Genomic DNA, 23,311 nt, shown 5'->3' on the forward strand with positions numbered 1-23,311 from the left:
CATGGAACTTCTTTATGCACTTGTCGTGGCCGTACTCACCGGCTGTGGAATTTACCTGCTGCTGCGGGCCAGAACCTTCCCGGTGGTCGTCGGGTTGATGATGCTGTCTTATGCGGTGAACCTGTTCTTGGTCGCGATGGGCCGTTTACGCACCGGTGCTCCCGCCATCATTGAAGCAGAAGCCTCCTATACGGACCCCATTCCACAAGCCCTGGTACTGACGGCCATTGTGATCGGCTTCGCTATGACATCGTTTGTGACGGTGTTGGCACTGCGTGCACGTGGCGAGATGGGCAATGACCATGTGGATGGCAACGAAGAGCAGGAGCCAGGACGATGATGCAACACTGGATAACGCTCCCGGTGATATGGCCACTACTGACCGGCGTTCTGCTCATTTTCATGGCCCGCGCCAGTCGTGATGCCAAGCGAATTGTGAGTGTGACCTCGGCGGTACTGGCCGTGCCGATGATGTGGGTACTGCTGCAGCAAGCAGCGACTGGCGATTATCAAGTCTACGCCGTCGGCAATTGGGTACCGCCCTTTGGTATCGTGCTGGTGTTGGACCGTTTAGCCGCCATGATGCTGATGATGACCGCTGTACTGGCGATGCTGGCGCTGCTTTATGGTATTCGTGGCGATGACAAGCCCGGCCGAAATTTTCACCCGCTGTTCCATTTTCAATTGATGGGCATTCAGGGGGCGTTCTTAACCGGCGACATTTTCAACCTGTTCGTATTTTTCGAGATTTTATTGATCTCGTCATATGGTTTGTTGATGCACGGCGCAGGCCCGGCCCGCACGCGCGCCACCTTGCACTATGTCATCTTAAACCTCACTGGGTCTGCCTTGTTTTTGATCGGCGTCGGCACCCTGTATGGCGTTTTAGGTACGCTGAACATGGCCGATATGGTACTGGCGATGCGTGATGTACCGGCGGCAGACTTACCGTTGGCGCGCGCTGGCGGGCTGATTTTGCTGATTGTGTTTGGCCTGAAAGCCGCCATGCTGCCGTTGTATTTCTGGCTGCCCAATGCCTACAGCTCGGCCAGTCCTTCGGTGGCATCCTTGTTTGCCATTATGACGAAAGTGGGTGTCTACAGCATCTTACGTGTACATGGTCTTCTGTTCGGTGATGGCGCAGGCGCCGTGGCCGGTAGCATTGATGCGTGGCTGTGGCCGATTGCGGCACTGACCATGGTATTTGGTGCGATTGGGGTCATTGGTGCACGCACCTTGAAGCGTGTGGTGTCTTATTTGGTGATTGTGTCCGTCGGCACCTTATTGATTGTAGTCGCGTCCAACCATGAACCGACATTGATCGGTGGTTTGTTCTACTTAATTCACTCGACGTTCATTACCGCTGCCTTGTTCTTATTGGCCGACATCATTGCCGGGCAACGCGGTGCGGTGCTGGATGATTTGTCACCTGCTCCGGTGGTCGCGCAACCCCGTTTGTTAGGCGTCATCTTTTTCTTTTCAGCGGCCAGTGTGGCAGGGTTACCGCCGCTCTCCGGCTTTATCGGCAAGGCGCTGATCTTACAAGGTTCGGCTGGACAAAGTTTCGCCCCGCTGATGTGGTTGATTTTACTCGCGGCCGGGTTGGTCGCGCTGATTTCACTCTCGCGGGCGGGCAGTACCATTTTTTGGCGTGTCACGGAACAACCCAATAGTGGCCGAAAAGCCGACAAAATGAAGTTATTGGTGGCGGGCGTTCTATTGATGATCAGCCCGGCTTTATCGATATTCGGTGAACCTGTTATCCAGTACGTCAGCGCAACCGCAGCCCAAGTCATGGATGTGGATAGCTACGTACGTGCAGTCTTGGGTTCGACTCAGCGCGGAGGTTTCTAATATGCCTATTCGTGAAGATGGACAACAGCCGCTCCCACCACGGCAGTGGCTACCCCACCCGCTGGTGAGCTTGGTGTTGGTGGTGGTTTGGCAGATTCTGGCCGAGTCTCCGTCTGTGGGCAGTCTATTGATGGGGCTGTTCTTAGGGTGGTTTTTACCGTGGTTGACCCAACGGTTGTGGGCCTTTCCGGTTCAAATACGTGGCTGGGTGCCGCTGATCCGTTATGCCTTCTTGGTGCTGTGGGATATTACGATGTCCAACATTGCGGTGCTGCGCCTCACGCTTGGGCCCGTACGTAACTTACAGCCAGCTTTTTTTGAGGTGCCGCTGGACATCGCCAACCCGATTGCCATTACGGTTTTGGCCAACACCATTACGTTAACGCCGGGTACGGTATCCGCCGACGTTTCGCCAGCCCGCGATAAAATTCTTGTCCATGGCCTGCATGTGCCCGATATCGCTGCGGCCATTGCCGATATTAAAGGGCGCTATGAAGCACCGCTGAAGGAGATATTCTAATGTTGCAGTTTGCCATTATGGTGACCTTGGTGTTGTACAGTATTTCTGCATTGCTGACGCTGTATCGCATGGTGAAGGGCCCAGACCTACCCGATCGTATCCTGACGCTGGACACGCTGTACGTGAACGCCATTGCACTGATCATCGTGTTTGGTATGTGGCTGAACACCACGATGTTTTTTGAAGCCGCCCTGTTGATCGCCATGATGGGCTTTGTCGGCACCGTTGCGGTATGTAAGTACATACTGCGCGGCAACCTCATTGAATAAGGAGACTTTCCATGCCCTTGTGGATTGAAGCTATTATTGCGTTTTTTCTGATCGGTGGGGCCCTGTTTGCGCTCGCCGGTTCCATTGGTTTGGCACGTTTCCCCGACTTCTATACACGCGTGCATGCCCCGACCATGGGGTTAACGCTTGGGGTGGGTGGTACATTAATTGGCTCGGTGATTTACTTCAGCGTCACCAAAGGCACCCTGAGCATTCACGAACTGATGATTTCAATGTTCTTGTTTATTACCGCGCCCGTCAGTGGGCATATGATGGCGAAAGCGGCAATGCATTTGCAGGTGAAGCGCAGTCCCGCCACCAAGGGTGAGCCGTGGCGGAACCTGGATAACGACAAGCATTGACGTATTTTTAAAAGCTACTAAGGCGAAAATCTAGCTAGGCAAAGAAGACTGAAATGAGCCGAGTTTACACCCAGTAAATGAGCGTGAATTGAGGGCTTCTTTAACAACGCTAGATTGAGAAAGAGTAGCTTTTAGACGGGATGGGCCCATAGATCATACTCATCCGCCTCCTCTATCACCACCCGCACAATCTCTCCCACCTTCAGGTGGGTTTGATTGTCTAAGAACACTTGGCCGTCGATCTCCGGGGCATCCCCCATCGTGCGGCCTACCGCGCCCTCTTCCACCACCTCGTCGATGATCACGTCCATTTCTTTACCCACTTTCAACTGTAAGCGGGCCGCACTGATACGTTGTTGCACCTGCATGAAACGGTCATAGCGTTCTTGCTTAATGTGCTCTGGCACCGGGTCAGGCAGTTCATTGGCGGTAGCGCCGGTCACGGGGGAATATTGGAAACAGCCTACCCGATCAAGCTGTGCTTCTTCGAGGAAGTCGAGCAGCATCTGGAAGTCTTCTTCGGTTTCACCGGGGAAGCCGACAATGAAGGTTGAACGTAAGGTCAACTCGGGCACTTGTTCACGCCAGCGTTTGATGCGCTCTAACACTTTTTCGCTGTGCGCCGGACGCTTCATCAATTTCAAAATACGCGGGCTGGCGTGCTGAAAAGGAATGTCGAGGTAAGGCAACACCAAACCATCGGCCATCAGGGGAATAATTTCATCCACATGCGGGTAGGGGTAAACATAATGCAGGCGCACCCAGGCACCCAATTTGCCCAATTCGCGGCACATTTCGGTCATGCGTGCTTTGACCGGCTGGCCGTCCCAGAAACCGGTCCGGTATTTTACATCCACGCCGTAGGCCGAGGTGTCTTGCGATATCACCAGCAATTCCTGGGTCCCGGCTTCGACCAGTCGCTTAGCTTCATTGAGCACATCACCGATCGGACGGCTGACCAGATCACCGCGCATGGAAGGAATAATACAAAAGGTGCAACGGTGGTTGCAGCCTTCGGAAATTTTTAAATACGAATAGTGGCGCGGCGTGAGTTTATAACCGGCAGGCGGCACCAAGCTGGTGAAGGGGTCGTGCTTGGGTGGAATAACCTCGTGCACTTGGTTAACCACGGTTTCATAAGCATGTGGGCCGGTAACCGCCATAACATTCGGGTGAACCTGGCGAATTTCATCTTCGCGCGCGCCCAAACATCCGGTGACTAGCACCTTGCCGTTTTCTTTCAAGGCATCGCCAATCGCATCCAGTGACTCTTGCACGGCACTGTCGATAAACCCGCAGGTGTTCACGATCACCACATCGGCATCGTGGTAGCTCGGTACTAGGTCGTATCCTTCGCTGCGCAATTGGGTGATGATCCGTTCTGAATCAACCGTGTTTTTCGGGCAGCCGAGAGAAACGAATCCGACTTTACCTTGCTGAGTCATGGTGCTGTGCCTGTACAAAAATTCAACCGGGGCGCTGATTGTACGGAGCTGGAATAAAGGTGCAAGCAGTATGGCTTTTTTCTACCGTTGCGCTATATTGCGCGCCATCTCAACCTGTGGAATTTGGTGTATGGCAAGAGCGTCGGAACTGAAAGTAGGATTTGTCGTTGCGGTGAACGGTGGGCAGTATCAGGTACGTAGCATCGATATCAAAGCGCCGTCGGCGCGTGGCGCCTCAACCCTGTATAAAGTCATTTTTAATCACCTGATTACCGGGCAAAAGTGGGAACACACCTACAAAGGCGACGACATTCTTCCCGACGTAGATACCCAACATCGCAATATGCAGTTCGTGTACAAAGACGGTGATTTCTACACCTTTATGGACAATGAAGACTACGCCCAACATACCTTGTCAGAAACCGAATTGGGTGACACCGCCGAGTGGTTGCACGACGGCATGGAAGGCTTGGTCGGCCTGCTGGTCACCGATAAATTGGTGGCCATTCAGTTGCCGCAATCGGTGGAAAAAGAAATCATTGAAACAACCCCGACACTGAAAGGGGCTAGCGCGACCGCACGCACCAAACCAGCTACGTTGGCCGGTGGTGTAGTGATTCAGGTGCCGGAGTACGTGGCCCAAGGTGACATCGTTAAGGTCAATACGGACTCGAAAAAATTCATGGGCAGGGTTTAGTCGCTGGCCATTTCGTCCGTTAAAAAATGGCCATAACGCAGGAAGGACAATACTTCTTCCTGCACCCGGTTGTTGTTCATGATAAAGGTATGCCCGGCTGGCACTACTCGGTGGTCGGTCATGCGCAGTAAACGCGTGCTTTCGACGCTGACTTTGCCATCGTGTGCATCGTCCCGAAAAAGGCCATCGAACCATGGATCAGAGCTGCGATCACCGGCCAACACCCCGATTTCTTTGTCCAGTGGCGGCAGTTGATTGGGTAGGCTGTCAGCATCGGTACTCAATTGTCGGGCGGCTGGCCCGAGAATTTGCTCAAAAATACCCGGCCATTGCTCCAGCGTATCCACAATTTCGCTGCCTTGGTTCGGGGGTGCCAACATCACCACGCGTCCATCCAACTCATGGCTACTGTGCGTGAGATAATAACGCACTAAAATACCGCCCATGCTGTGCGTGACAAAATGTACGGTCTGCTTACCTTCGGCGCGTGCCTTTTGCACCGCACTCGCAACATAAGAAGACAACATCTGTACCGTGGCATCGCGTGATGGATACCCCTGGTTGCACACACTGTAGCCAGCGTCGACCAACGCATCCGCCATGTCATTCATGGAAAACGGGGTGCGCCCCAAGCCATGCAGGACTATCACCAGCTCATCACCATCCCCCTCAAAGGTACACACATCTTCCATGTCGGGCACCCACAGAGCGGGATCAATGCGTACCCCTCGCCAGTCCATTCGCCAGTCCAAATGGGGCCCGGTAGAGCGACCTGTCGTGCCTACCCTGCCGATCATATCGCCTTGCCGAATACGATCACCTTCTTGCACTGTCAACTCAGACAAATGCAAAAACGATGACGTCAATTGCTGGCCGTGGTCTAGCAGAATGGTTTTACCGGATAAAAACAGGTCGTCTGCCAAGGTAATGCGGCCATCCGCAGGCGCAAATACAGGCGTGCCGGTGGGTCGGGCGATATCGATGCCCCAGTGAATACTGCCCGGTTCGCCGTTGTACCAGCGGCGACTACCATAGACGCCCGTCATCCGACCGTACAAAGGCCAGGCAAACGGCATACTTGCACCAATATCGCGCTGGGTTACGCTGGCGCGCGCCATGCGCAAAGCTTCACTGTCTCGGGCGATGCGGGCCTGTTCTTCCGGGCTAGGGGATACCGTGTTCGGTGGCACACCGTTGACGCGCTGTTCTCGGTAGTTTCGTTGGTCTAACATGAGGTCCCATAATTGGTAGCCTTTTTCCGGCGTGGTTAGCTCCAAGGTTACCTGCCCCGACTCATCGCGCCCGAAAGCCACCAAGGTTCGTGGTGGTGTTACTTCCTCGTAGTCGCCGTTTACGCGCAAGGTGCTGTCGTCAGGCGTAACTACCCAGAGATATCCTCCGGGCTGTAAAGCCCCGTACCAATCTGGCCCTTCCGCTTGCACCTGTAGGCTGCTTAAAACCAGCAGTACGCTCCAACCGAGAAAGCGGCGATATCGATACGTCATTCTTTTCCCCAACATTCTTCTTCCTACATGAAATGCTACACTTACCGCACACGCGTCGCACACACCACGTCGATGCAACCATGCACCAACGAAGTTTAACCAGGACGGCATCATGACGGCATCTTTAATCCTCGTGCTTAATTCCGGCAGCTCGTCGCTCAAAAGTTCGGTATTCGATCTACAGCAAAACCAAGAAGTGTTCACGGCCCTTGCCGAACGACTCTTGACGCCACAAGCGCAACTGACCTGGCGCACTCCCGAATCTGGCAAACAAACGCTCGACATCGCCGGCGCCGATCATACCGCAGCCTTCGGTCAATTGATTGCCGCCATGACCAACGCAGGACTGAATACCAACCAACTGCATGCTGTTGGGCACCGGGTGGTACATGGCGGTGAAGCCTTCAGCGCGTCGGTGCGCATCAACGACACCATCATGAACACCATTGAGCAATTGGCGCATTTGGCCCCGCTGCACAATCCGGCCAATGCGGAAGGCATCCGTGCTGTACAACGTTTATTTCCCGATTTACCACAAGTTGCCGTGTTCGACACCGCGTTTCATCAGTCGTTGCCACCGGCAGCCTACACCTATGCACTGCCTTACGCCTACTATAAAGACCATGGGGTCCGCCGCTATGGGTTTCATGGCACGTCGCACCGCTACGTCAGTGCCGAAGCCGTGGCGCGGCTCGATTTAGACCCCGAGAGTCATCGACTCATAACAGCACACTTAGGTAACGGATGCTCGGCATGCGCCGTAAAAAATGGGCAAAGCCTCGATACCACCATGGGCATGACCCCGCTGGAGGGGCTGGTCATGGGCACCCGATGTGGGGATATTGACCCCAGCCTGCATGACTTCCTCGCACAACGCACGGGCCTATCCCTTGGTGAAATTACGCATGTACTGAATAAGGAAAGCGGCTTGTTGGGCATCAGCGGGCTGTCAAACGACATGCGAACCCTGATGGAAGCGGCAGAGAGTACATCAGCGGAGATCACCGAACCACAACGAGCCCGCGCTCAATTAGCCATTGATGTGTTTTGTTACCGGCTGGCGAAGGCCATTGCCAGCCTTACTGTTGCCACGGGCGGTCTTGATGCCCTCGTGTTCACCGGCGGAATTGGTGAAAATGCGGCAAACATCCGTACGCAAGTCGTGCATCATTTGTCGTGGTTGGGGCTAAACCTTGACGTGACCGCCAACCTGTCGCATGGCCGTGATCAAATGGGATTAGTGAGTACCACCCGCGAACCTGCCGTTATGGTGATTCCGACCCGAGAAGAATGGTTAATAGCACAAGACACACAGCGTTTGGTTCAGGCATCATGGGATCACTGAGCCGCTTAGCAGCGCGATAACGACCGACGAAGGGTACCGTATGCAAAATGCTTTTTTTCTTGCGCCTACGGGTGCTGGTACAGGGTTAACGTCCGTATGTTTGGGCTTGATTCGCGCCATGGATCGCCTGGGGGTGCGCGTTGCGTTTTGTAAGCCCATCGCACAGATCTATGGTGATGACGGGATAGAACGCTCCACGCACCTGATTCAACAAACATTAGGTTTGCAAGCCGCTCAGCCTTTGGCGCTGTCTTATGCACAACAGCAGTTGGCCATCGGCAACAAAGATCAGTTGATGGAAGAGATCATCCAGATCTATCAAACCTCGGCACAGGATGCTGACCTGGTGATCGTAGAGGGTCTCGTGCCCTTACCTAACGAGAATTACCTGACGCGTCTGAACATTGAAATGGCCAAGGCCTTGGACGCGTCCGTTATTTTGGTTGCGGCCAAGAATGAAATTCGCTCCGCCGAGTTGAATCAACGCATCAGCATGTCGGCCAGTGTCTTTGGTGGCACCCAACACCCCAAGGTGCTGGGGTGTATTTTGAATAAGGTCGGTGCCCCGCCCACAGATCTGCAACATGTACGAGCGCTAGACGATAACGACGCAGAAGCCGAACGAGCGCTAACCATAGAGCAAATTCGCGCCAAATTGCCGGTCTTTGGTGACAGCTTCCAACTCTTTGGCGCGGTACGTTGGAACCCCAGCCTCGTTGCACCCCGCATCAGTGACATTGCCGAATATTTGGGTGCCGATTATCTGAATCAGGGCTTTGCGATGGAGCGCCGGGTGACCAGCATTACACTCTGCGCCCGCACCATGCCAAACATGCTGCACACCCTGAAGCCCGGGGCATTGGTCGTGACGCCGGGTGACCGTGAAGATATTTTCCTAGCCACCTGCATGGCCGCGCTTAACCATGTTCCCATTGCCGGGATTCTGCTCACCGGCGGTTTGCGACCGGCCGAGAATGTGATTGAACTCTGCCGGGCTGCCCTCAACACCGGGCTTCCCATCATGCTGACCGATACCAATACCTACCGTACCGCGCAATGGCTGGACAGCATGAACAACGAAGTACCGGCCAATGATATTCCGCGCATGGAATTGGTGATGAACGCCGTGGCCGCCTCGTTGGACGCTGATCATTTAGCGCGCCTGGCGCGGGTCGAGCAAGAAAAACGCATGTCCCCGCCAGCGTTTCGCCACTACCTGATGACACGTGCCCAGAAAGCGAAAAAACGCATCGTTTTACCGGAAGGTGATGAACCGCGCACCATTCAAGCGGCGGCCTATTGCCAAGAAAAAGGCATTGCGCGCTGCGTCCTACTGGGCAACCCCGATACCATTCAACGGGTCGCGGAAAACCAAGGTGTGCGACTGCCAAAAGATTTAGAGATTATTGACCCAGACACCGTACGCTACCGTTACATTGCACCCATGGTAGAGCTACGCAAACACAAGGGGTTAACCGAACCCATGGCCGAAGCACAATTGGAAGACTCCGTAGTTTTGGCCACCATGATGCTGGCTTTGGACGAGGTAGACGGCTTGGTCTCGGGCGCGGTGCACACCACAGCGAACACCATTCGTCCGGCTCTGCAATTGATTAAAACCAAACCGGACGCGGCGCTCGTATCTTCAGTGTTTTTTATGCTGCTTCCCGACCAAGTCCTGGTATATGGCGACTGCGCGGTGAACCCGGACCCGAATGCCGAGGAATTAGCCGATATTGCCATTCAATCCGGTGATTCTGCGCGCGCCTTCGGTATTGAACCGCGGATTGCTATGATCAGCTATTCGACCGGCAAAAGCGGCTCCGGCCAAGATGTTGAAAAAGTTCGGGAGGCCACGCGCATCGCGCAGGAAAAGCGGCCTGATTTGCTGCTCGATGGTCCCTTGCAATATGACGCGGCCGCCATCGCCAGTGTGGCGAAAAGTAAGGCGCCGGACAGCAATGTTGCCGGGCGTGCTACGGTGTTTGTCTTCCCCGACCTGAACACCGGCAACACGACCTATAAGGCTGTGCAACGTAGTGCAAACTTGATATCCATTGGCCCGATGTTGCAAGGCTTGCGTAAGCCAGTGAATGATTTATCGCGCGGTGCTCTGGTCGACGACATTGTGTACACTATTGCCTTGACCGCTATTCAAGCCGCTGGTTAATTTTAAGAGGGTCCTGCCGTGGTTTTGCAGGTCAATGTGGGTGAATGTACGTGAGCATTGAGGATTGGCCGTTTTATGGCGACTCTATCGTATTGTAATGTTCAGGCAGCACTGACCGATGTATGACATCAATGATATGGTGGTCAGCGTCATCAGCCTGCTTGCTGCCTGTGTCGTCTTCATCGTGGTCGCAGCGGCTTGGCACTTCACCACCTTGCGCTCGTTCAAATGGTCTGCTTCGGCCTTAGTGCTGGCGTCTGTAGGCTCCGTTGTATTGACCTTTGGGTTACTCGACCGTTCATTAAACGCTCAGTTACAACGCGAGGCCCAATTGCAGTTGAGCGAATTGGCGCAGCGTATTGAATCGACCATCAGCAACCGTCAAGTGGAAGCCAGAGCCTTGGTTACCTATTTGGCCGACAACCCGAACCTTACCCAAAATCAATACGAGCACTACCTCAACCGTTTACTGGTGAATCCGGAACTGTACACCAACATGGCGGCCGCACCCGACTTACGGGTTGAGTACATTTACCCCGTTGCCGGAAACGAGCCGGCGCTGGGTCTTTACTACCCCAATGTACCCGGCCAGTGGCCAGCCATTCAAAATATGTTGAGTACTGGTGATACCATCTTGATTGGTCCGATCAATCTCGCGCAAGGCGGCCAAGGGTTTATTATTCATGAACCAGTATACAACGCCGGGGGCCTGTGGGGCATTATTGCTGGGGTGCTACCTTTGGATCGCCTACTGGGCTTTGCCGGCCTAACCGATCTGACGCGCAATTACCAAGTCAATATTCAGGCCTGGCTCGCCAGCCAACCCGGCATCCCGATTAACGTTTGGGGCAGCCCACTTGAACAGGCACCTTGGGTGAAGGTCAGCACGCGCATTCCGAATGGTACGTGGGATATTTCCTTAAACCCCCGCTCACCCGTTCGTATCGGCATCAGTACGCAAATCAGCGTTATCGTTATTGCCTTACTTGCAACTTTGTTGGCGATTTGGGTGACCTATTTGATGGCACGTGATCGTGACCAACGTGAACAGGCACAGATTGCCGTGCAAACCAGCACTTTTATGCTAGATGAGGCGCAGCGCATCGGCAGTATGGGCAGTTGGATTCGTTCCTCCAGCGGCACCCCTTTTACCCTATCACCGCAACTGGCAGAAATGCTGCACACCGGAACGCAAGTCTCGTTGAGTGATTGGATGAACGTTATACCGCGCAAGGATATTCGTTTGGTGTCGGAAGCCTTACACGACATCATGACCGGCCGGCGCAACGACTTCAGTATTGAACACCGTATTCGCACGCTGGATGGCAAGGAGCGCATTGTCCAGCATACCGCGGAACACACCGTGGTGAATTCGCGCGGCGATGCCCAAGCGATTGGTACGGTCATCGATATCACGGTCAAAAAAGAGACCGAGCAACGACTCGAACGTCTGGCGTACTTTGATATGCTGACCCATACCCCCAATCGCTACTACTTTAAATCCGAAGTTGAGCGCCTGTTGGATGAACACCGTACCCGCCATCAAAAACTCGCGCTGTTGCACATCGACTTGGATCACTTCAAAGTTATCAATGACTCATTAGGCCACTTAATCGGTGACGATGTGTTGCGCATTACCAGTGAGCGCATTCAGGCCGCACTGCAAGAACGGGACATACTGTCCAGAACGGGTGGTGATGAATTCATGGTGGCGTTGACCGATATCGCTGACAGTGATGAAGCCTGTATGGTGGCGGCCCGAATTGTGGAGAAATTCCACTCCCCTATGTCGGTACAGGGGCACGAAATTTTCAATGGGGTTTCCATTGGCATCGTTATCTTCCCCGACCAAGCCAGCACGTATGAGGAACTGTATCAGCGTTCAGACCTTGCGTTGTACCGCTCCAAATCGTCAGGCCGGGGTCGATACCATCTGTTTTCCGGTGACCTGCATGTTGATTTCCAGCGCCGCACAAACCTCGAGCGTGCGATGCGCGGTGCACTGTCTAACAACGAATTCTATTTGGCCTACCAGCCGAAAGTGTCGGTAGCCGATCAGCGGCTGGTGGGCATAGAAGCACTGCTAAGGTGGCAAAGCGCTGAATTTGGCATGGTGGGACCCGATGAATTTATCCCTTTAGCAGAAGAAACCGGATTCATCGTGCAACTTGGGCTTTGGGTTATGAACGAGGCCTTTAGAGAGTTTTCTGAAGCCCGCCTGCATTTCGATCCGGATTTGCGGTTATCAATCAACCTGTCGCCGCGCCAAATACAGCACTCTGATTTGGAGAACGATATCCGGGATGCATTGATGACCTACGATGTACCGGGCAAGAATTTAGAGCTCGAGATCACCGAAACCTTCATCATTCGCGACCGGGCACAATGCGAAGCCTTTATGCGCTCGATGTCGCGGGTTGGGGTTGGTTTCTCATTGGACGACTTTGGCACCGGGTACTCGAACTTAGCGAGCCTGAAGAACCTGCCCTTAACAACCTTAAAGATCGACAAAACCTTCGTGTCCGACATCGAGCTTGATCAAGATGATCGAACTTTGGTGAATACCGTCATCCAATTGGGCCACAATCTTGGTTTAATCGTGATCGCCGAGGGCGTTGAAACCAGCGGACAGCACAGCTTCTTGCACCAAGCCGGGTGCGATGAATACCAGGGCTATCTTTTTTCACCCGCCGTACGCATGGCAGATTTAATTGAATCCTACGGCAAAAAAGTAGCGCATTTTTAAGCGGAGGTTAATTTGTGCAGCGCGTAGACATCAAATCGGTTGGCTTTGCCGATGATGTGATGCGACGGCGCTGCATCCAGTAGGGCGTCCGCCAAACGGGGTCGCTTGACCACAATACGAGCAAACGACTGTTCAAGCCCCCACGCCAACAGCGCATCAGCATCGTCTTCAATACCCACCAATTCATGCAAGCTCTGCATATCTACCTTCACTTTCGCAGCTTTTTGGCGCGGTGGAAACATAGGGTCCAAGTACAGCACCTGCTGGGGTGCAGGCTCTGAATGGAAGTGATCGGGAGCGCTCCCGGCCAATAAATGCATACGGGCAACAATGCTTTGTACGTCTGTATCACCCAGATTTTGCGCGCGTTGCAGGCCGTCAAAGAGCAAGGCAAAGACAATGGGGTGCCGCTCCATAAGCGTTAAACGAGCTCCCAAAGACGCCAGCACGAAGGCATCCCGTCCCAGTCCGGCGGTGGCATCCAGAATATGCAATGTGCGAACTTGATGAAGCCCGCACGCCTTGGCAATATCCTGCTGCACCCCGCCACCGAATTTGCGCCGATGGGCGAGCGCCCCCGCGACAAAATCCACATGTATGGGCTTTACGTTTCCCAATTGCAGCGGCTGCAATGCCAAGCCGTTGGCGCACACCAATTGAAACGCATCCCCGGCTTGCGCTTGGCTGCGTATGGGTAATGCTTCGGGAAGGGGAATATTGTGTACATCGGCGTAGGCGTGCGCCTCTGGATGTATAACGACCTTATTAATGCCCATGGGTGACTTGGTCACGCAAGTACAACGGCTGCAGAGCCTCTGCGGGTTGCCATAACGACGTACCGTCACGCGTAAGCAGAAAGTCGGCCAAACGTGCCGCCGCCGCTGCGGTCGGCAAACCGGCTTCCTCGGTGATGACATCCGATGTCACCGCCAGTTCAGGCAATGCCCAGCCTGAACCTATACGGCCGGAAGCAAGGTCTGTCCATACGGTCAGGTCAGCGGGTGGTAGCAATGCTTCGCCTTCGAGCAACCGAAAACCTTTATCCGGCGCGCTGAACGCTGCGCAGTAGACTTCGCCCATGCGCGCATCCATCACAACCTGCCAACGCTCTTTTTCCGGTTGCAGTTCGGCACCCTGCCACGCCAACACGGCCAAAGTCGACAGTGGCAGTACTGGAAGCCCGGCGGCAAACGCCAAGCCCTGAGCAGCACTGACGCCTACACGAATGCCGGTAAAGCTACCCGGCCCACGGGTGCAAGCGATGCCGTCAAGGCTTGCCAAGGCCACATCAGCGGCTTTTAGCACCTCATCCACCATAGGCAACAGGCGTTGGGTATGGGTACGTGTCGCTATTTCAAAACACTCTGCCACCTCATGCCCGTCCAAAGACAACGCCACAGAACAGGCTTCTGTTGTGGTATCAATCGCCAGTATTCGAGTCATTAACTGAGGCTGGCAAAGATCTTACGAGTAATGTCTTTTACTGAACCCACGCCTTCAATGTAATTGTAGGCCGGTGCATTTTCCGGGTCTTGTTGCGCCCAATCCTTGTAATAATGCACCAGTGGCTCGGTTTGTGAGTGATAGACTTCAAGGCGCTTACGCACGGTGGCTTCTTTATCGTCTTCACGTTGAATCAAGGTATCGCCTGTCTCATCGTCTTTCCCCGCGACTTTGGGCGGATTGTACTCAACATGGTACACGCGACCGGAGGCTTCGTGGATACGACGACCACTCAGACGCTTAACGATTTCTTCGTCCGCGACATCAATATCAACCACATGGTCAATCACCACACCACTGTTCTTCAATGCCTCAGCTTGCGGAATGGTGCGAGGAAACCCATCGAATAAGAAGCCGTTGGCACAATCGGCTTCTTGAATACGCTCTTTGACCAAGGCAATGATGGTGTCGTCAGAAACAAGGCCGCCGGATGACATCACTTCTTTCACTTTCAGGCCCAAGGGAGAGCCTGCTTTAACGGCTGCACGCAGCATATCACCGGTGGAAATTTGCGGAATGTTGAACTGCTCACAAATGGACTGGGCTTGCGTACCCTTACCAGCCCCGGGGGCCCCTAGCAAAATAACACGCATGTGACGTAACTCCTGATTTTATATTTTGAATCTGTTTGCTCGGACAACCCGCAGGTTATCGACCGAAAAATTGGCCTAACCTTAACCGGCTGTCAGGATATACACAAGGCTGGCATTATGTGCCAGGCCGATAATGAGTATAAGGCCCTGCTATGGTTGACCGCATGGGCATAAAAAAAGCCCCGCACAGCAACCGCTGGCAGGGCGTCAATCAGCAAGAGAGTCAAAACGCCGCCCATTCTACGCAGGCATTTCCGAATGGAAACCCTGGTCGGGCCAACACCTTGGCTGATCAACGCATAATTCGTAATTTAAACTTTACAGCTGTTTCTATTGCGTCTGGATACCACGGTACAACTGGTCAAACGATGGCGGTGCGACCACGGCATCCAGATCAGCCCCGTCCGGACCGAAGCGCAACTCCCAAATACCCAAATAGCGCTCCATAGCCATTTCAGTGACACGTTCACTGACAATCGTTGGTCGTATGATGACCAACAAATTCACCTTATCAACCTCGGCGGTGGTGCTGCGAAACAAGGCACCAATAAAGGGTAAATCTCCCAACACAGGCACTTTGCGTTCGGTTTCTGTTACTCGATCCTTAACCATACCACCTAAAATAATGGTGTCACCATTAGCGACTACGACATTGGTCTGAATTTGGCGTTTTGAGGTGCGTGAAGTCAGACTGGCGTCACCGATCAGCTCCTCTGTCACCTGATTGATCGCCATACGCACCATTTCATTTTGTTGAATATGGGGTTTTACGGTGATCTCGGTCGCTACGTTTTCCCGCTGAATGGTGAACGGGTTTTCCGGGTCTTGTGACGTTTGGAAAGGTACGGTTTCACCCACCAGTAACCGCGCTTCCGTATTATCCATGGTCATCAAGTAAGGCGTCGACAGCAAATTGGTGTTCGATTGCGTCTCCAATGCTTGAATGATGGCTGCAAACGAGAGGTTATTGCCCGGCAGCACTAAACCAACCAAGGCACCGTTGGCTTCCAAAACGGGTGCCAAAGATTGCGCTGCATCACCACCGGAGCCAATGCCCGCAGCCCCAACAGCGCCCATACTGGCGCCGCCCTGAGGAAAATTGGAAGCACCTACCGCCGGCGGAATGTTTCGGCTGCTGTTGCCGGGAGACAACAAGCCTAACTGAATACCAAACTGGTCACTGACGCGGCCGCTGACTTCAACAATCGCAGCCTCAATCAGCACCTGCGCACGCGGGATATCCAACTGTGCAACGATGCGCTTAATTTCCGCCAGCTCATCCGGTTCGGCGCGCACTATTAAGGCGTTCAATTCTTCATCCGCCAGAATCGACAGGCCAGTCGCCGGTGCGCTGGTCGCACCATTGCCGCCCCCGCCGCCCGCCGGTGCACTGGCCGGATTAAGACCACGCAACAGCTCGGCCATTTTCAGCGCATCACCATTATTCAAAAACACCACTTCCGTATTGCCACTGCGCTGGGCGGACACCACATCGAGATCTTTGATCAAGGCTTCTACAAAATCCAATACGCTGGGCTCTCCACGCAATATAAGGCGATTCGAACGCTCATCCGCCACTACCCGTAATGTTCCGGGCAAGCCATTGGGTGCCGCTTGCCCGCCCGTTGCCAACTGTTCGGGCAACAAAGTCTGCAACAACGCCACTATATTGCCCACCCAAGCGTTTTCCAGCGGCACCAAACGAATGGCGGTTTCGGTCTCCACATCCACCAGCGCCAGAATTTGCTCAATGCGAACGATGTTATCCGCGTGGTCGACCAGAATGATGGAGTTGGTGGAGGGAATGCCCGACATATGCCCATACTTAGCCCCAATGGGGCGTAAAATGGGGATCAATTCCATGGCAGAGGTATGCTGTACCTGAATGACCCGGGTGATGAAGTCATCGTTAACCGCCAATTCTGTTTCTACCAACGGACCGGTGATCTGCTTGGCATCGTTCACCGGAATAACATGCACTTCATTGCCTCGTTCAGCCACCGTAAAGCCTTGCATTTTCAGCACCGCAAGAAACACTTCGTACACTTCTTCGGCGGTTAACTCATCGTCTGAAATAATGGTGACTTGCCCGCGTACCCGCGGGTCGAGGATAAAGGTTCGCCCGGTGATATTAGCCACTTGGTTAATGAACAACGACAAGTCCGCTTCCTTCATATTGACTTGCCAGGTCGCTTGCTGTGCCTGCACCACAACGGGGCTGAGCAGCAGGACCAGCAACAAACCACGAATAAACAATCGCATTAACAGGTTACTCCCTTCAATTCGGTAATTCTTGGAATACACGATACGTAGCCCCATTGCGCTCCAATGTGATGCGTATTTCACCCGAGGCCAATACGGACTCAATCAGGGCCTGATCTCGTTCTATATTCCCTACGCGCTGCCCGTTCACTTCCACAATCATATCGCCGGGGCGCAATCCATTGGCGATCAATATGCCAGAGCGTGGCGTTACACGGTAGCCTTCATCCGTGAGTTGCAAACCGTACTGATTCAATAGGCCTTGCGGATTGCGGTAGGCTTGTGTCTGTACATCGGTAATCGCTTGGCGAATTTGTTGATTCAACCGTTCTTGTACATCAACACTGTTGCGCGTCGGTTCAGGTGCACGGGCCGTGTTGGTATTGGTCCGCGTATTGGCAACGTTGTTCGGTTGCGGCGCACTTACCGACACTGGCGGGGCCTCCACGGTGGGTTCTGGTATAGAAGCCAGTTCTGCATTGCCGGGTGCACTGCCCAGCAAAGGTGTTTCCTCAAAGCTCAATGTTTCCAGCGTTCCCGACCGTAGGAGTACCACCCGATTCCGATACACTTCCACCAATTCAGCTTGCCCAAACAGCGTTTCTCCCACCTGAAAAAGTTCCGCACCACGCCCGCGCTGAGAAATCAAGGCGGACCCTCGTTTTGGATCAGATGCTGAAAACACCCCCTGCAACACTAGTTGCAACCTAGTCGCGGGGGCAGTTTCGACCGCAACGGGCAGGGGTTCGGGCTTTTTTTCCTCGATCTCCTGAAACTCGCCAAACCATTGTCCGGAAATCACCTCTTGTACTTGGCGCGCTGTATCTGTCGTCACATTGGCCGGTGTTTGTTCGGGCATTGACCAATCGACATCGGCAAATACCACGGTCGAGGGTGCCAATACCTGCCACACGGTTTTGGCCGTTGTTGCTCCGGCCCAAGCGGCCAAACACAGCAACAAAAAACCAAAGAGGCGCTGCAGCCAGCGTTGCGCCAGCGGAGGTAGGGTAATCATGACATCCACTCCAGGACATTTACGCGACTTTCCATAATAATTTCGCGTCCACCGGGAAGGTTAACATTGAGTACATCACGTATGTGCGTATATATGCGGTACATCGCCATGCCTTCCGTATCCAACTCCAAATCGGCCAGTGGCTTATCCGCTGGCACATCCTTAATATTCGCACGCACCAAGCCCTGAGCATCGGTAGCGATGAGGCCATTGATGTGTGGCAATTCAACGGCCTGTGGTCGGCCAAACCAGACAAACTCGGAGCGCCCGTTGCGCCAGTCCACAACACCTTGCGCTTGCACCGCCCCCGACCCGGGCTGCCAATTGACATTCAGCCCTTGGAACCACATCTGCCCACCCAACACGATGCGCTGTGGGGCCAAGGTCGCATCTAACACCGCAAGGTCGGCATAACCCTGTACATCGTTAAGTCGCCATTCACGCAAGGTCCGCGCTATTGACGCTTCGGCATTTATCCGCCGACCGGAAACCGTTGCGTCATAGCGTATTTGCCCTTGCAGCAAACGAGTGGGGTAAAACCGCCAATCGACCAAAACACGATCGGAGCCATAGCTGACATCGGCCTTACCATGCCACACCGTACCCGACAGACCATGAACCTCCACTGGCAGCGCCCGATCATTACCGAACTGATGCCACAACACATTAACCGGCGTAAACAACACCAATGCAAACAAGAAGAACAAGAGGAAGGCGATCAGTAAGTGGCGTATTTTTATCATTGAGCTGAGACAACCGAGTGTGAGCGTTCATTCAGTGGTCTGACAGTGTACTTGACTTTACGCAGCCCAGCCAAGGTAGCATTGAGCCAAAAAAGTAAAGGTCATGTTTGCAGAAACACAAAAGCCCACCGAAGTGGGCTTTTAGATTTCATAGGCTTGTAACAAGCGCATGTAAATTGCATTTCATAACGTCGCGAGTGCAGCAGCTATGAGGCAATTTAAATCGTTCAGTGGCGTGTCGCGAGCGCAACCGAGACAAGGCGGAAATGCCAGCGAGAGCGCAGTGTGCTTAAAGCACATGAGCAACGAGCTGTCATTTCCAACGCCGTATCGGTCAGCGCAGCAGCGCCAATGACCGATTTTACATCATGCCGCCCATACCGCCCATACCACCCATGCCACCCATATCAGGCGCACCGCCTTTATCATCTGACGGCAAGTCAGTGATCATGGCTTCCGTGGTGATCATCAAACCAGCAACAGAAGCAGCGGCTTGCAAGGCAGTACGGGTTACTTTAGCGGGGTCGATGATGCCGAATTCGGTCATGTCGCCGTATTCGCCGTTGGCCGCGTTGTAACCGAAGTTACCTGAACCGTTACGGACTTCGTTCAGTACCACTGATGGCTCACCACCAGCGTTACGTACGATCTGACGCAACGGCGCTTCCATCGCACGCAGTGCCAAAGCAATACCTACGTCTTGGTCGCTGTTGTCGCCTTTCAGGTTACCAATGTTGCTCAATGCACGCACCAGGGCAACACCGCCACCAGGGACAACGCCCTCTTCGACCGCAGCACGGGTAGCATGCAACGCGTCGTCAACACGGGCTTTCTTCTCTTTCATGGCCGTTTCAGTAGCCGCACCGACTTTGATCACAGCAACGCCGCCCGCCAATTTGGCCACGCGCTCTTGCAGTTTCTCTTTGTCGTAATCAGATGAAGAATTTTCGATTTCAGCACGGATTTGATCAACCCGAGCTTTGATGTCTGCTTCTTCGCCAGAACCGCCCACGATGGTGGTGTTTTCTTTGGTAGAAACAACACGCTTGGCCGTACCCAGGTGTTCCAGTGTGGTGCTTTCCAGATCCAAGCCCACTTCTTCAGAGATCACTGTACCGCCGGTCAGGATCGCCAAGTCTTGCATCATCGCTTTACGGCGATCACCGAAACCAGGTGCTTTAGCAGCGGTTACTTTAACCGTGCCGCGCATGTTGTTCACAACCAGCGTTGCCAGTGCTTCGCCTTCGATGTCTTCCGCGATGATCATCAGCGGGCGACCAGACTTGGCAACGGCTTCCAGTACGGGAATCAAATCACGGATAGACGAGATTTTCTTGTCAACCAACAGGATGTAAGGCTCTTCCTGTTCAGCGGTCATGGTTTCTTGGTTAGTTACGAAATACGGCGACAGGTAGCCACGGTCGAACTGCATACCTTCAACAACGTCCAGTTCGTCTTCGAAGCTGGTGCCTTCCTCAACGGTGATCACGCCTTCTTTACCTACGCGCTCCATAGCTTCAGCAATCAGTTTGCCGATGGTAGCGTCTGTGTTGGCAGAAATCGTACCCACTTGAGCAATCGCTTTGCTGTCTTGGCAAGGCACGGCCAGCTTACGCAGTTCTTCAACCACGGCGTTGGTCGCCTTGTCGATACCGCGTTTCAGGTCCATCGGGTTCATGCCCGCAGCAACGGACTTCAAGCCTTCGTTAACAAATGCTTGGGCCAATACAGTGGCTGTAGTGGTACCGTCACCGGCTTCGTCATTGGCTTTGGAAGCAACTTCCTTAACCATTTGCGCGCCCATGTTTTCGAACTTGTCTTCCAGTTCGATTTCTTTTGCTACGGTCACGCCGTCTTTGGTGATCAGGGGTGAGCCATAGGCTTTGTCGATAACCACGTTACGGCCTTTCGGGCCCAAGGTAACTTTAACGGCATCGGCCAACAGGTTCACACCTGCTTGCATGCGGTTACGTGCGGAAACGCCAAATTTTACGTCTTTAGCTGCCATGTTACTTAATACCTCAATCGCTTAATCAGTTAGTCAATTAACGGATAGTCAGAAAAATTAGGCTTGAACCACGCCAAATACGTCGCTTTCAGACATGATCAACAGTTCTTCACCGTCGACTTTCACTGTGCTGCCGGCGTACTGACCGAACACAACCACGTCGCCCACTTTGACATCCAGCGGACGCACTTCACCGTTTTCCAGGATACGACCATTACCCACAGCCAACACTTCACCTTGTGAAGGTTTTTCTTTGGCTGAACCAGGCAGCACAATGCCACCAGCGGTTTTGGTTTCTTCTTCTTTGCGTCGTACTACGATGCGATCATGCAACGGACGAATTTTCATCTGATGTCTCTCCCAACTAAACAAAACACTGATTGTTGAAACGGTCAGTGATCACACTGACCACCCCTTAAATTCATGTGTGCTAGCCAACGTATGGATTATTGGCTGGCGACCCCTCACTCAATGGGGCCGTCCAACATCATTTCAATACCTTGGGTACAAATTTATTTTTCTCTTTCGTACTCGCCTTCAATGACCTGTCCGCGTTTAGTGGCAGACGTTTCGCCTTGGCCAGGGCCAACATTGGGCGGCACTTCCGGGCCTTGTCTGAACCCGGAATCCTCTCTTGATCCAGACGAGCGCGGCCCAATAAAACTCCAAACCAATAACAAGACCCCCAAGGTATCCGTTGCGAAGCCTGGCATGGCCAGCAGAAGCCCAGCGAGCATTTGGCGCATGGCCGTTTGCTGCTGCATACGCATCCACCAATGGGACATGCCGCCGCGTTGCATGGTCTGCAACAAACCCCAACCGGCGCGACGAATCAACTGCCCGCCCAACATCGCCGACAGGACAATCCATAATAGGGTTACGAACACACCCAACTCGCCGCCGACTTCGATAAACAACGCCAGCTCGACGGCGAAGAAAACCATAAAAATAATCAGTAAAGGCATGCCCTACCCCAACGTATTAAAAGATGTAGTTCCTAAAGTGGGGGCCAAGATGATTTTTTCAACAAAATATGACCCAAACGCTCATTTCGTTAGCCAGTTCACAGAAAAGAACGAGGAAGTGTGATCTTATGCTGTTAGAGAGCTGATGAATTAAGGAAGTTGCACTACAGCTCCGCGATGCCACTTAAGCCTCTACAAGGATACACATATGTCATCATCGGTCGCTATCTTAGTCGTAGACGATGCGCGTTTCAGCAATGCCGTTACGGTCCGGCATTTGGAACATGCGGGGTACAACAATCTGCGCTGTGCCAGCCATGCCGCAGAGGCGTTTCAATTACACACTGACAACCCCGCTGAAATTATGATTGTGGATTGGCGGATGCCGGTCATGGATGGGCTCGCGTTGATGCAGAAAGTCCGCGCATGGGATGACGACAACGATCGTTTTACTTATGTCATTATGTTAACGGCCGAGGAAGGCCCGGCGGCGATTCAATCCGCGTTCGACCAAGGCGTGGACGACTTTATCTGCAAAACCCACTTGCACAGTGAATTGGTGCCGCGCGTCTATGCTGCGGCCCGCACAGCGCTCAGGCAAAATGGCTTGATTTCGCAACATCGTCATCTCAACGCTCGTCATCAAACGCTTCGTCAAAATACCTGGCAGGACAGCATCACGTTGTTGGCCAGCCCGCAATATACCAAGCGCTTTCTGGCCCGCAGTCTGGAGCACATTGAAGCCCGTGGCGGTGCCATTGGCTTGGTGCTTATTCGCATCGACAACTACGCAACATTAAGCCATCAAATGGCGGACGCCGCCCTGGCTGGCTTGTTGCAGCGCGTAGGACAACACGTTGAACAACTCTGCCGCCCGATGGATTTGGTGGCCCGCATGGGCCGGGATACTTTCGCGGTGGTCTGTCACTCCAACACCATTGAGCATTTTCAAGCGGGCGCCCTCAAACGATTCCGCCACAGTTTGCACCACCGTAGCTTAAAAACCCGCTCGGGTTTTATCACCATTGAGGCCAGCAGCTGTTTAATTTCCACCAGCAGCGATCGCGGCATAGCGCCCATCAGTGAGCTTTGGCAAAGAGCCCAAAAAGCCCTGATCGAGTCCGCACAAACACAGCGTCATGTGGTGATCAACTGGCAGCAAGAAGACGTCCACTCGGCAGCCGCCATGCGCCGCTCTGCTCCCAGCGGCTATCAACAGCATAAGGTTTGAGGGGTGCCGTACAGCACGACACTGCCTATCATTGCTAAGCCAGCATCAAAGCCGCTGCGGGGGGAGATCGAGCACGGA

The 23,311-nt window shown here is 53.6% G+C and carries 21 protein-coding genes; 10 read left to right on the forward strand and 11 right to left on the reverse strand.

Annotated elements, in window-relative coordinates:
• The first annotated feature begins 1 nt into the window (after nt 1).
• The 5 genes from ACFOSD_RS12305 to ACFOSD_RS12325 are packed head-to-tail and all read left to right on the forward strand — an operon-like array spanning nt 2 to nt 3,005.
• Nucleotides 2–340 carry a Na+/H+ antiporter subunit C gene (locus ACFOSD_RS12305; RefSeq protein WP_380696949.1) on the forward strand — a complete coding sequence of 113 codons (339 nt, stop codon included), beginning with the start codon at nt 2–4 and terminating at the stop codon, nt 338–340.
• Nucleotides 337–1,854 carry a monovalent cation/H+ antiporter subunit D gene (locus ACFOSD_RS12310; protein ID WP_380696951.1) on the forward strand — a complete coding sequence of 506 codons (1,518 nt, stop codon included), beginning with the start codon at nt 337–339 and terminating at the stop codon, nt 1,852–1,854. Before ACFOSD_RS12305 ends, ACFOSD_RS12310 begins: the two co-directional genes overlap by 4 nt.
• Nucleotide 1,855: 1 nt before the next feature.
• On the forward strand, nt 1,856–2,374 hold the full coding sequence (locus ACFOSD_RS12315) for a Na+/H+ antiporter subunit E (RefSeq protein ID WP_380696953.1): 519 nt from the start codon (nt 1,856–1,858) through the stop codon (nt 2,372–2,374).
• Nucleotides 2,374–2,643: a K+/H+ antiporter subunit F gene (locus tag ACFOSD_RS12320; protein WP_380696955.1), complete on the forward strand. Its 270-nt coding sequence runs from the start codon at nt 2,374–2,376 to the stop codon at nt 2,641–2,643. The genes ACFOSD_RS12315 and ACFOSD_RS12320 overlap by 1 nt, the downstream gene beginning before the upstream one ends.
• Before the next feature lie 11 nt (nt 2,644–2,654).
• Nucleotides 2,655–3,005: a Na+/H+ antiporter subunit G gene (locus tag ACFOSD_RS12325; RefSeq protein WP_380696957.1), complete on the forward strand. Its 351-nt coding sequence runs from the start codon at nt 2,655–2,657 to the stop codon at nt 3,003–3,005.
• A 131-nt stretch (nt 3,006–3,136) separates the two neighbouring features.
• Here the strand turns inward: ACFOSD_RS12325 and rimO are convergent, their stop codons facing one another.
• On the reverse strand, nt 3,137–4,450 hold the full coding sequence (rimO, locus tag ACFOSD_RS12330) for a 30S ribosomal protein S12 methylthiotransferase RimO (RefSeq protein WP_380696959.1): 1,314 nt from the start codon (nt 4,448–4,450) through the stop codon (nt 3,137–3,139).
• A 130-nt stretch (nt 4,451–4,580) separates the two neighbouring features.
• On the opposite strand from rimO, the gene efpL reads away from it, so the two are divergent.
• On the forward strand, nt 4,581–5,147 hold the full coding sequence (efpL, locus tag ACFOSD_RS12335; protein WP_380696961.1) for an elongation factor P-like protein EfpL: 567 nt from the start codon (nt 4,581–4,583) through the stop codon (nt 5,145–5,147).
• Here the strand turns inward: efpL and ACFOSD_RS12340 are convergent.
• On the reverse strand, nt 5,144–6,652 hold the full coding sequence (locus ACFOSD_RS12340; protein WP_380696963.1) for an alpha/beta fold hydrolase: 1,509 nt from the start codon (nt 6,650–6,652) through the stop codon (nt 5,144–5,146). The two genes, efpL and ACFOSD_RS12340, sit on opposite strands and share 4 nt — an antisense overlap.
• Before the next feature lie 112 nt (nt 6,653–6,764).
• Between ACFOSD_RS12340 and ACFOSD_RS12345 the strand changes: the two genes are divergently transcribed.
• The 3 genes from ACFOSD_RS12345 (at nt 6,765) to ACFOSD_RS12355 (ending at nt 12,913) form a co-directional block, all read left to right on the forward strand.
• Nucleotides 6,765–7,997 (forward strand): acetate/propionate family kinase, encoded by a 1,233-nt coding sequence (locus tag ACFOSD_RS12345; RefSeq protein WP_380696965.1) that lies wholly within the window; start codon nt 6,765–6,767, stop codon nt 7,995–7,997.
• A gap of 40 nt (nt 7,998–8,037) precedes the next feature.
• A complete protein-coding gene (gene pta, locus ACFOSD_RS12350) occupies nt 8,038–10,167 on the forward strand; it encodes a phosphate acetyltransferase (protein ID WP_380696967.1) in 2,130 nt (709 codons plus the stop codon).
• 118 nt (nt 10,168–10,285) lie between these two features.
• Nucleotides 10,286–12,913: a bifunctional diguanylate cyclase/phosphodiesterase gene (locus ACFOSD_RS12355; RefSeq protein WP_380696969.1), complete on the forward strand. Its 2,628-nt coding sequence runs from the start codon at nt 10,286–10,288 to the stop codon at nt 12,911–12,913.
• On the opposite strand, the gene ACFOSD_RS12360 is transcribed toward ACFOSD_RS12355, so the two are convergent.
• From ACFOSD_RS12360 to ACFOSD_RS12400, 9 genes are all read right to left on the reverse strand, one after another.
• Nucleotides 12,910–13,704: a class I SAM-dependent methyltransferase gene (locus ACFOSD_RS12360; protein WP_380696971.1), complete on the reverse strand. Its 795-nt coding sequence runs from the start codon at nt 13,702–13,704 to the stop codon at nt 12,910–12,912. The genes ACFOSD_RS12355 and ACFOSD_RS12360 overlap by 4 nt on opposite strands.
• Nucleotides 13,679–14,356 (reverse strand): tRNA (adenosine(37)-N6)-threonylcarbamoyltransferase complex dimerization subunit type 1 TsaB, encoded by a 678-nt coding sequence (gene tsaB / locus ACFOSD_RS12365; RefSeq protein ID WP_380696973.1) that lies wholly within the window; start codon nt 14,354–14,356, stop codon nt 13,679–13,681. The genes ACFOSD_RS12360 and tsaB overlap by 26 nt, the downstream gene beginning before the upstream one ends.
• Nucleotides 14,356–15,009 carry an adenylate kinase gene (gene adk / locus ACFOSD_RS12370; RefSeq protein ID WP_380696975.1) on the reverse strand — a complete coding sequence of 218 codons (654 nt, stop codon included), beginning with the start codon at nt 15,007–15,009 and terminating at the stop codon, nt 14,356–14,358. Before adk ends, tsaB begins: the two co-directional genes overlap by 1 nt.
• Before the next feature lie 330 nt (nt 15,010–15,339).
• A complete protein-coding gene (gene gspD, locus ACFOSD_RS12375; RefSeq protein WP_380696977.1) occupies nt 15,340–17,271 on the reverse strand; it encodes a type II secretion system secretin GspD in 1,932 nt (643 codons plus the stop codon).
• A gap of 16 nt (nt 17,272–17,287) precedes the next feature.
• Nucleotides 17,288–18,286, reverse strand: coding sequence for a type II secretion system protein N (locus ACFOSD_RS12380; protein ID WP_380696979.1), 999 nt, complete (start codon nt 18,284–18,286; stop codon nt 17,288–17,290).
• Entirely contained in the window at nt 18,283–19,029 is a 747-nt protein-coding gene (gene gspN, locus ACFOSD_RS12385; protein ID WP_380696980.1) for a type II secretion system protein N, read from the reverse strand. The genes ACFOSD_RS12380 and gspN overlap by 4 nt, the downstream gene beginning before the upstream one ends.
• Nucleotides 19,030–19,390: 361 nt before the next feature.
• Nucleotides 19,391–21,037: a chaperonin GroEL gene (gene groL, locus ACFOSD_RS12390; RefSeq protein WP_380696982.1), complete on the reverse strand. Its 1,647-nt coding sequence runs from the start codon at nt 21,035–21,037 to the stop codon at nt 19,391–19,393.
• Between the two features lie 57 nt (nt 21,038–21,094).
• Entirely contained in the window at nt 21,095–21,385 is a 291-nt protein-coding gene (gene groES / locus ACFOSD_RS12395; protein ID WP_304996398.1) for a co-chaperone GroES, read from the reverse strand.
• Between the two features lie 164 nt (nt 21,386–21,549).
• The gene (locus tag ACFOSD_RS12400) at nt 21,550–22,002 is read right to left on the reverse strand and encodes an FxsA family protein (protein ID WP_380696985.1); all 453 of its coding nucleotides are present in this window, start codon (nt 22,000–22,002) and stop codon (nt 21,550–21,552) included.
• 208 nt (nt 22,003–22,210) lie between these two features.
• Here ACFOSD_RS12400 and ACFOSD_RS12405 point away from each other — a divergent pair, with 208 nt between their 5' ends.
• Nucleotides 22,211–23,233 (forward strand): GGDEF domain-containing response regulator, encoded by a 1,023-nt coding sequence (locus tag ACFOSD_RS12405; protein ID WP_380696987.1) that lies wholly within the window; start codon nt 22,211–22,213, stop codon nt 23,231–23,233.
• Nucleotides 23,234–23,311: the final 78 nt, after the last annotated feature.

The sequence above is a fragment of the Salinispirillum marinum genome (assembly GCF_042650105.1).
Classification (GTDB): Bacteria; Pseudomonadota; Gammaproteobacteria; order Pseudomonadales; family Natronospirillaceae; genus Salinispirillum; species Salinispirillum marinum.